At 48.6% G+C, this 9591-nt stretch carries 8 protein-coding genes; 5 read left to right on the top strand and 3 right to left on the bottom strand.

From position 1 onward, the window contains the following. Positions 1-131: 131 nt before the first annotated feature. Together C2M35_RS14970 and tyrR are read right to left on the bottom strand one after the other, a co-directional pair. Complete coding sequence (locus C2M35_RS14970) at positions 132-665, bottom strand: thioesterase family protein (RefSeq protein ID WP_105265681.1); 534 nt, start codon at positions 663-665, stop codon at positions 132-134. A 192-nt stretch (positions 666-857) separates the two neighbouring features. Beyond that, a complete protein-coding gene (gene tyrR, locus C2M35_RS14965) occupies positions 858-2414 on the bottom strand; it encodes a transcriptional regulator TyrR (protein ID WP_105213073.1) in 1557 nt (518 codons plus the stop codon). Between the two features lie 423 nt (positions 2415-2837). On the opposite strand from tyrR, the gene C2M35_RS14960 reads away from it, so the two are divergent. The 5 genes from C2M35_RS14960 (at position 2838) to C2M35_RS14940 (ending at position 8754) form a co-directional block, all read left to right on the top strand. Continuing rightward, positions 2838-4307, top strand: coding sequence for a peptide MFS transporter (locus C2M35_RS14960; RefSeq protein ID WP_105265680.1), 1470 nt, complete (start codon positions 2838-2840; stop codon positions 4305-4307). A 263-nt stretch (positions 4308-4570) separates the two neighbouring features. Continuing rightward, positions 4571-5617 carry a 4-hydroxyphenylpyruvate dioxygenase gene (hppD, locus tag C2M35_RS14955; RefSeq protein ID WP_105200962.1) on the top strand — a complete coding sequence of 349 codons (1047 nt, stop codon included), beginning with the start codon at positions 4571-4573 and terminating at the stop codon, positions 5615-5617. 130 nt (positions 5618-5747) lie between these two features. Beyond that, positions 5748-7058 (top strand): fumarylacetoacetase, encoded by a 1311-nt coding sequence (gene fahA, locus C2M35_RS14950; protein WP_105200961.1) that lies wholly within the window; start codon positions 5748-5750, stop codon positions 7056-7058. A 189-nt stretch (positions 7059-7247) separates the two neighbouring features. Then, entirely contained in the window at positions 7248-8360 is a 1113-nt protein-coding gene (locus C2M35_RS14945; RefSeq protein WP_105200960.1) for a M23 family metallopeptidase, read from the top strand. A 7-nt stretch (positions 8361-8367) separates the two neighbouring features. After that, positions 8368-8754 carry a bactofilin family protein gene (locus C2M35_RS14940; protein WP_233997986.1) on the top strand — a complete coding sequence of 129 codons (387 nt, stop codon included), beginning with the start codon at positions 8368-8370 and terminating at the stop codon, positions 8752-8754. A 3-nt stretch (positions 8755-8757) separates the two neighbouring features. Here C2M35_RS14940 and C2M35_RS14935 read toward each other — a convergent pair whose 3' ends face one another. Beyond that, positions 8758-9231, bottom strand: a complete 474-nt coding sequence (locus tag C2M35_RS14935) for a hotdog fold domain-containing protein (protein WP_105213075.1) — start codon at positions 9229-9231, stop codon at positions 8758-8760. Positions 9232-9591 lie beyond the last annotated feature (360 nt).

Genomic DNA, 9591 nt, shown 5'->3' with positions numbered 1-9591 from the left:
TTATGTAGTTATGCTACAAAGAAAAATTCCAACGCGGTTAGCACGATATTTAGCCCGCTAGAATGATTAGCTATTTAAGTGAATTGGTATAACCAAGCCCACACTTGCTAATGTAAGCAAAGCAAAAGCGACTAACCCTGATTAGTCGCTTTTTTTTGTTCCAGCATGGCCTTCCAATGCTCTATCTCCGGCGGCAAAACCGGCGTTTCACCCTTATAACCAGTCAAGGCCACTATCTCTTCAACATCCACCACTCCTTGTCGACCACGAAACACGCCGCGCACATAAGCAATGGCATGTAAGCCTTTCTTTGTTGTAAATTTTTGTTCGATATAGAAGTACTTATGATCCCAGCCCACCAAGCGTGTGGACACGGTGAATTTTTGCCATGGCTTAATATCGCGAATATAGGTGATGGCCGTGGCATTGACTATGGGAAACCAACGGCGTTTCATCACTGCACCCAGCATGCCCAGTCGCTCTGTCATCCAGGTGCGGGCAATATCCATCAAGGCTAAATAGCGGGAATTAGTCAGATGCAGATTAATATCGCAATCAAGAGGCCAGGCGCGAAAGTCAATATCCACGGATTCCAGTAAAGATTGGCGCGCTTTATTACGTTTAATCCTAAAAAATAACCACAACAGCCGAAAATATAGGTTCAAGGTGTGCTCCTAGAGATCCATTAAAACAGGTAAGACCAGCATGGTATCACCGCTTTAATAAAAGCTCACCTATTGCTTTACCCCTTTAAAACATACCAGCAAGGCATTGAATCCATTACCTTCATAGGTAAGGGCATATAAAAATGGGCACCCTGAGGTACCCATCTGAAATAACCTGGTAAAAACTGCCGATTACACTTTTACGGTCTTTCGGTTAATACCGTATTCGCGCAATTTGTTGGCTACCGCGGTGTGACTGAGTCCTAAGCGTTTAGCCAACTGCCGTGAGCTTGGGTAAGCAGGATAAAGCTTGCGCAATAAGGTGGCTTCGAAACGCTTAACCGCCTGATCTAAACTGCCTTCAAAATCCGACTCCAGGTAACCCAGATCATTGGTAAAGGTCGGCAATTGCAGATGCTCTACGGTCAGCTCACTGTCATCGAGTAAGGACACGGCACGATAAATGGCATTTTCCAACTGGCGGACATTGCCCGGCCAAGGGTACTGCTGCAAATACTCTATGGTTTCTTCACTTAAGGTGGGAACCGGAGCACCATTTTGCTGCGCATATTTTTGCACAAAATGCTCGGCCAGCGGGCCGATATCGGCCTTGCGATCGCGCAGTGGCGCAATGTCCAAGGTCAATACATTGATGCGGTAATAGAGATCTTCACGGAAGGTTCCCTCTTGCACCATGGCCGGCAGGTCTTTTTGTGTCGCGGCAATAATACGCACGTTCACCTTAACCTCGTTTTCATCACCGACCTTGCGGAAAGTGCCGTCCTGCAAAAAGCGCAGCAACTTGGTTTGCAGCTGAGATGACATCTCCCCCACTTCATCGAGGAAAACCGTGCCGCCATCTGCCTGCTCTAACACCCCGCGTTTTGGCGCGGCGTTGTCTTCATAGCCGGCATAACCAAAGAGTTCAGACTCGGCAACATCATCGGGAAGCGAGGCACAAGACAGGGCAATAAAGGGCTTAATAGAACGGTTCGACGCATAATGACAGGCCCGCGCCAATAGTTCTTTACCCGTACCGGTTTCGCCGGTGATCAGAATGGGCGCTTCTAACTGCGCCATCTTTCGGGCTTCACGCACGGTGCGGCGCATGGCCGTTGAATAGTTATGTATGGTGGCAAAACTTTCCTGACCGTAGCGACGAAACGCGCTAACCTGCTGTCCTAATCGGCTTTGCGATTTGATGTTGATCACCGCACCGGCCAGGGCATTTTGGTCATCCCCTTGCGGGACGGATATTGGCAGAATATCGGCGATAAAGTCTTCCCCGCCCACTTCTACCCGAGTGGTTTGTCCCAACACTTCTTTACCCTCAAGCCAGCGGGTAAAGTTAAAGCCTTTAAGCAGGTTATTTATGTTGGCACCCACAGCTTCCTGCTCTGTCATTTGCAAATCGCGACAGGCGGCGGCATTGCATAGGCGCACCCAGCCCTTGTTATCGATAGAGATGACGCCATCTGGCAACGCACTGAGCAGGGTATTAAGTTCGTTATGCTCACGTTCCGAGGGTAAAAACGCCGTGGTACGCACATCCTCAACGCCATGAATAAGGCGAATGGACGGCATGATTTTTTGAAACTGTTCAAACTCAATGGGCGGGAAACTAACATACATGCGGCAATTCTTGGCATCTACCTCAATGCCTTTTAAATCAACCTGATAGTTAACCAGTATATTTAGTACCTCTTGGGCGATACCAATTCGGTCCTGACAATAAATTTCAAGACGCATGTGTTCCTCAGTCGCGGTTTATCTGTGTGGCTGGCGCAATCATACGCTAAATTAGCAATAATTGGGTAGCAAATTGTAAAGATTACTGCACAAACTTGCTAATGCCATATTGCCGAGGCGTGACGTCCTCTGCACATAATGGTTCATTTATCGTTAATTCATAACTCTTCCCCTGATGCCAGTGGGTATGTATACTGTGGCGCGTTTGTCGCTAGGATAAAGTGGCGCCCGCGCTACCAGCCAGGTAGTTTGCCGCTCTTTTATCCTGCCGATACAGGCCAGCTATCTGGGATCATCAAGGGTTTCCATCCAAGGTTTCACCTGAGGTTTACAGTAGCAAAAGCAACAATAATAAGGCCTCACAAATAGCAGCGATGCCCAGCATTGCAAAATAATAAATTTGTAAGTTAGGAAGTATTTTTAATGAGTTCAGTACCAAAAACAGGTGATTTTCTAGGTCACCCTAAGGGGCTCTTCCTGCTGTTCTTCACAGAAATGTGGGAACGCATGAGCTACTACGGTATGCGCGGTATTTTCGTGCTTTACCTTTCTACTATTGCTACCGCTGCCGCCATGGGCTGGGATATGTCCTACTTCGGCATCGACCCAATGTCAGCAGGCGCCGACGAAGAATATCAAAAAGCATTGAATTCAAATGCCCTGAGCATCTTGGGTTTCTATGCCTTCTTAGTATATGTAACGCCAGTACTTGGCGGTTGGTTTGCAGATAACATCTCGGGCCAGCGTAAAGCCATTATCACAGGTGGTGTGATCATGGCCCTGGGTCAATTTGCCCTGGGTACACCGCATGCCATGGTTCCAGGCCTAGAGCTTGAATTTATGTACCTGGGTCTTGGTCTACTTATTATCGGTAACGGTTTCTTCAAACCAAATATCTCGACCATGGTAGGCGACCTTTACTCTGAAGGTGACAAACGTCGCGATGGCGCATTTACCATCTTCTACATGGGTATCAACCTGGGCTCTATCCTGGGCTACTTCGTAGTTGGCTCTATCGGTGAGAAATTTGACTACCAGTACGGCTTCTTAACAGCCGGTGTAGGTATGCTTCTTGGTGTTATCCTGCAGCTGTCTCTTGCTAACAAGTACCTGGGTAATATCGGTACCGTGCCTGCGGCAAAGCTAGGCGGTGACGACAACCAAGGCGCTGCTAAAAAACCTCTTACTAATGAAGAGCGTGACCGCATCAAAGTAATTTTGATCATGAGCTTCTTCACCATCATTTTCTGGGCCGGCTTCGAGCAGGCTGCGGGCTCAATGAACCTTTTCGCTAAATACAAAACTGACCTGGTATTCTTTGGTTGGGAAATGCCGGCGAGCTGGTTGCAAGCAGTTAACCCTATTTTCATCATCTTGCTAGCACCTATTTTTGCCAGCTTCTGGATCCGTATGGGTGATAGAGAGCCGGATTCACCGCGCAAGTTTGCCCTGGGTATGTTCTTCCTTGGCCTGGGCTTTATCTCCATGGTGGGTGCGGCACTGCAAATCGGTGACGATGCCAATACCAAAGCCCATGTGATCTGGTTAGTTATGGCCTATGTATTCCACACCATGGGTGAGCTATGTTTATCGCCTATCGGTCTGTCTATGGTATCTAAGCTAGCGCCACTGAAGTACACCTCACTCCTTATGGGTATGTGGTTTTTCTTCTCGGGTATCGGTAACTACGCGGCCGCTGAAATCGGTAAGCTGGTTGGTGATGCTGGCCCATTAAGCACCTTCGGTGGCGTGGCCATCATGGCGTTCCTCGCTGGTATCTGCTTATGGTTAATGGCTGACAAGCTAGTTGACTGGATGCATGGTGCAGAAGGTACGCATGACGAAGAGCAGCTGCTAGAAGAAGAATTAGAACTCACAGGTGAGAAGCAGTAATTCTTCCATAGAAGTCAAGAAAGGCGCCTTAGGCGCCTTTTTTATTACCCGATTTAACGAAAAGCTTACACCAGCAGGATATCGTACACCTTTATTTACACTTAACCCATTAGTTAATTAGCCCCCCACTCTTTCGCTTTCGAACAAATTCTCCGATTATGCGCTCAAACAATTATGGCTTGATGGCAATGGCGGCGCTTTATTTTCAGCAACGACCTTTACCGCTAGAGCCTAGCCAAACACACAGCAAGTGGAGCTAAATCATGAGTGAAGTAAATAACCCATTAGGCCTTAAGGGCATCGAGTTTACCGAGTACGCAACACCAGATGCGGACTATATGGACAAGATCTTTACCGACTTTGGCTTTTCAAAGTTAAAGAAATTCAAAGATAAAGACATCCTTTACTACAACCAAAACGACATTCATTTCCTATTGAACAACGAGCGCGGCGGCTTCTCTGCAGAGTTTGCTAAGAGCCACGGTCCGGCCATTTGTTCTATGGGTTGGCGTGTAGAAGATGCACAAAAAGCATTCGACACTGCCGTTGAGCGCGGTGCAAAGCCTGCAACCGATTCAACGCACAAAGACATGCCTTACCCTGCTATCTACGGTATCGGCGACAGCCTGATTTATTTCATCGACCAGTTCGGTGACAAGGGCAGCATCTACGACACTGACTTCGTAGACCTAGAAGAGCAAAATGTAGTAGAAAGCAAAGGCTTTATCCGCATCGACCACCTGACCAACAATGTGTACAAGGGTACGATGGAAACATGGGCTAACTTCTACAAAGACGTATTTGGCTTTACCGAAGTACGTTACTTCGACATCAAAGGTCAAAAAACAGCCCTATTGTCTTACGCCCTTAAATCACCATGTGGCACCTTCTCGATTCCAATCAACGAAGGTAAAGACAACAACAACAACCAGATCGATGAGTACCTAAACGAGTACAATGGCCCGGGTGTACAGCACTTAGCCTTCCTTACTGACGATCTTGTCGCCTCACTTGATAAACTTGATCAAAGCAACATCGCGACCTTGGATATCGTAGATCACTACTACGACACCATCTTCGACCGTGTTCCTTGGGTTAAAGAAGATAAAGAGAAGATCAAACAGCACCAGATCCTGGTAGATAGCCAAAGCGAAGATTGTTACCTGCTACAAATCTTCACCAAGAACCTATTTGGTCCTATCTTCATTGAGATGATCCAGCGTGTTGATGATGGCGGCTTCGGTGAAGGTAACTTCCAGGCTCTGTTCGAGTCTATCGAGCGTGACCAAGAGCGCCGTGGCGTTATCTAAGCGCCCCCAAATCTAGCGCCAAAAAGCAGCGTCCACCCTTGTGTGGGCACTGCTTTTTTAAGTTCCGAGCCCTTGTTTTTTTTATTCTTGGCTCAATAACAGATAAAAGCTTTAGCAAAAGGAATAACTCATGCAACTCAATGAAACGCACGATATTAATCTGACCAGCTGGGTCAGCTCTGCGAACGACGGCAAAACTGATTTCCCAATCCAAAACTTGCCTTTTGCCACCTTTCGCCGCGCCGGTAGCAGCGAAGCATTCCGTGGTGGCGTCGCCATTGGTGATCAGGTAGTAGACTTAGCCGCCGTGGCCAAACTCGGCATTTTCAGCGGTCTTGCCCAAGAAGCCGTTGAAGCCGCGTCACAAACCAGTCTAAATGCCTTTATGGCCATGGGTCAGGCGCACTGGTCGGCACTGCGTCTTGCGCTTTCACAAGCATTGCGCACGGGTAGCGAGCACGAGCAAGCACTAAGCGACGCTTTGATTGCCCAAACAGAAGTAGAATATGACCTGCCATGTCATATCGGCGACTACACCGACTTTTATACTTCTATCTACCACGCCACAGCGGTAGGCAGCCTGTTCCGTCCGGACAACCCTTTACTGCCTAACTACAAGTGGGTACCAATCGGTTACCACGGCCGTGCTTCAAGCATAGGCGTGAGCGGTCAAACCTTCCCTCGTCCTAAGGGCCAAACTAAGGCTCCGGATGCGGATACACCGACTTTCGGCCCTTGTAAGCGTCTGGACTACGAGCTAGAGCTGGGTATTTACCTTGGTAAGGGTAACGAGCTGGGCGAGTCAATCGCGCTTGATGATGCAGACGAGCACGTATTTGGCTTCTGCCTATTTAACGATTGGTCGGCGCGTGATTTACAAGCCTGGGAATATCAGCCGCTAGGCCCATTCCTGGCGAAAAACTTCGCTTCAACCGTATCTCCTTGGGTTGTGACCAATGAAGCGCTTGTACCTTATCGCTTGGCCTGGACTCGCGACGAGAACGAGCCGCAACCGCTTGAGTACCTGGAATCGGCCAAAAACCGTGAACAAGGTGCCCTTGATATTCAAATGGATGTAGCGGTAGAGACCGAAAAAATGCGCGCCGAAGGCACGCCAGCGGCCAAGCTGTCACAATCAAGCTTTAAGCATTCATACTGGACAGTAGCGCAAATGGTTGCGCACCACACAGTAAACGGCTGTAACTTTAACGCCGGTGATATGCTGGGTTCGGGCACTCAGTCTGGTCCTGAGCATGAAGAAGCGGGCTCGCTACTTGAGCTATCGCGCGGCGGTAAAGAGTCGCTTGACCTGGGTAACGGTGAAAGCCGTAAGTTCCTGGAAGACGGCGATACCGTGATCATGCGCGGCTGGTGTGAGAAGCAAGGCTTCGCACGCATCGGCTTCGGCGAATGTCGCGCCACCGTTTTACCTGCCAACTAATAGATTGCCAGGTAGTTTCCCCTTCCCAGTTGACGGCTTATCTAGCTTGGAAGGATAACTAATAAAAATGCAGCTTTCGTGCTTTTGACCACGATAAGCTGCTTTTTTTTGCGGTCAATTACAATTTTTTGCTGGATTTTTAAACTCACCTTGTTATCTTAGCAGGGTTTTTATCAGTAATTTGTCCTTATGAAGTTTAATCTATCATACTTTATTACTAAGCACTTCCCTGCGCGGCAGCTCTTAATTCGCCAAGAGGGTGAAGTGAAAGTGGTTGAGCTAACCACCAAAAAGCAGTGCACCATGGCGCTTAGTGCTTTTGTATGTGTTGCTTCACTTGCCTCTTTTGGTGCTTATAACTTCTGGCAGCAAAGCGCATTGCAATTAAGCAGCGGCGATGTGGTTGCTGAAAATGAGCAATTGCGTCAGCAAATCGCTGCGGCAAAGCAGCAACAAGAGCAATTTATTGCCCAGTTGAGCCAACTGGAGCAACGCCAGCAACTGACACAGAATGTACTGGCTTCCTTGCCCGCATCTTTGTTGCCGGAACAAGGTATTCCCTTTGAGGCCAGCGATACGCCTTCGGCGGATACTAGTGTCGATGAGCGTTTAGCAACGCTACAGCAGCGTCAATACGACACCTTCTCCCTACTCGACCAAGCCATAGTCAAGCGTGAACAAATGCTTGGTGCTGCCATTGCCCGTGCAGGCCTACCCAGCACTGTGATGGATGAGCTGATCGCTAAAAGCGAGGAGCAGGTGGCTCAGGGCGGCCCGCTGGAATTACTCGATACCGATGAGCAGGACACCAGCTCACTCAGCGTGGTCGATAAGCTGTTGACCCTTAACCAGCTAGAGTCCATGTTGGCGCAGGTGCCGCATATGTTACCTGCAGCAGATTACTATATTTCCAGCAGCTTCGGTCTGCGTAAGGATCCCATGAATGGTCGTCGCGCTATGCACAAAGGTGTAGACTTGGCGGCATGGCGTAACACCGAAATTTTTGCCCCTGCGGATGGAACCGTAGTGCGAGCCGGGCGTAACGGTGGTTATGGGCGTTTTATTGAAATAGAGCATGCCAATGGCTTTACCACGCGCTTTGGGCATTTAAATAAAATTCACGTTAAGCGTGGAGATCTCGTCACTAAGGGTGAGGTCATCGCCTTAATGGGAAGCACCGGTCGCAGTACCGCAACTCACCTCCATTACGAAGTGTTGCACAATAATAAACATATCAATCCGGTCAAAATCACCAAGGCATTAACCGATGTTTTCAAAGAACAAAGATACACAGAAGAGTAGTCCCGTTGTGAATAATAATAAAAATAGCAGTACCCCCTCATTAATTTCCGCAGATGTGCGCCTAACCGGCTCACTGTTCAGCCAAGGCGAAGTACAACTTGATGGTCGCATCGAGGGCGATATTAAAGCCGAGGTGTTAATGATTGGCAGCCAAGGCCATGTAGAGGGCAGTGTTGAAGCCGGTGAAGTGACTATACGTGGTCGTGTAAGCGGTTCAATTCGCGCCAATAAGGTGGCAATTGAAAGCTCTGCACAGGTTCAGGGCGATGTGTTCCACAACACCCTGAGCATCGCCGCTGGCGCGCAGATGGAAGGGCAAATCAAACAGCTTAACCAACAAGAAACATTATCGCTTGTCAGCAATGATGAAGAAGCCTTGGTAGCCGAATCTTAACGGCTACTTTTTTCGCGCGGTGATGTACATGGTAACGGCCGCGCGAAACACTAACTCTCCACGCATATTCACTATCTCTACCGGCACCACTAAGTCTTCTTTATCCAACCATTGATGGGGCATAGGGATTTTCGCCGTTGCCTGCATATCGGTATCCACCTTATTTAAATACTCCACCGTCATTCCCTTGGGGATCCAGCGATGGGTTTTATGGGGCACGGTCGCATCCGTCATCACTCCGGCCACCAACTCGGCCAAATTACACTGGGCAATCGCATGTATGGTACCGATGTGGTTATGCACGGCACGGCGGTTTTTCACCTTAGCCACACACTTGCCCGGCATCAGCTCACTAATAGCTGGTTTAATTGATGAAAAATACGGCGCTTTCGCACAGACGGCCTTTGAAAACAGCCAGTGCCCACAGGGCCACTTAGTGAACTTTTGATAGGTACGTAATAATGGGGGTGCAGTCATTGTTCTTCTCCTTAAGCACTCATCGTACCAGTAAACATGCGTTTGGATTTAAATGCAACTACATCCTTAGTCGTATTTGTTTGTTAAGTTAGATCTTGTCGCGGTAGCGACGGCACCATAGGGGTGGTTTACGCCAACCACCCCTATGAACCCCAAGGCGCCCGTAATTCGCACATGCTTCCGACCTCAGGTTTTTGCTAGACGCTACTCTTAGGCTATGACGCGATTGAACGGCACATCCCTTTGCCGATAAATCTAGCTCGGCATCCATGCCTCGCTGTCTTAGCCACGCTTCGCAGCAAAAGCCGATTTCTTCAGCGCGAATTTTAACGGGATTAGGCTGATACATCTGCGTTTCAA

It is taken from the genome of Pseudoalteromonas sp. T1lg76 (assembly GCF_002964725.1).
In the GTDB taxonomy this organism is placed as follows: domain Bacteria; phylum Pseudomonadota; class Gammaproteobacteria; order Enterobacterales; family Alteromonadaceae; genus Pseudoalteromonas.
Note: the sequence above shows the minus strand (reverse complement) of the source record. Positions and strands in the feature narration are given on the sequence as shown.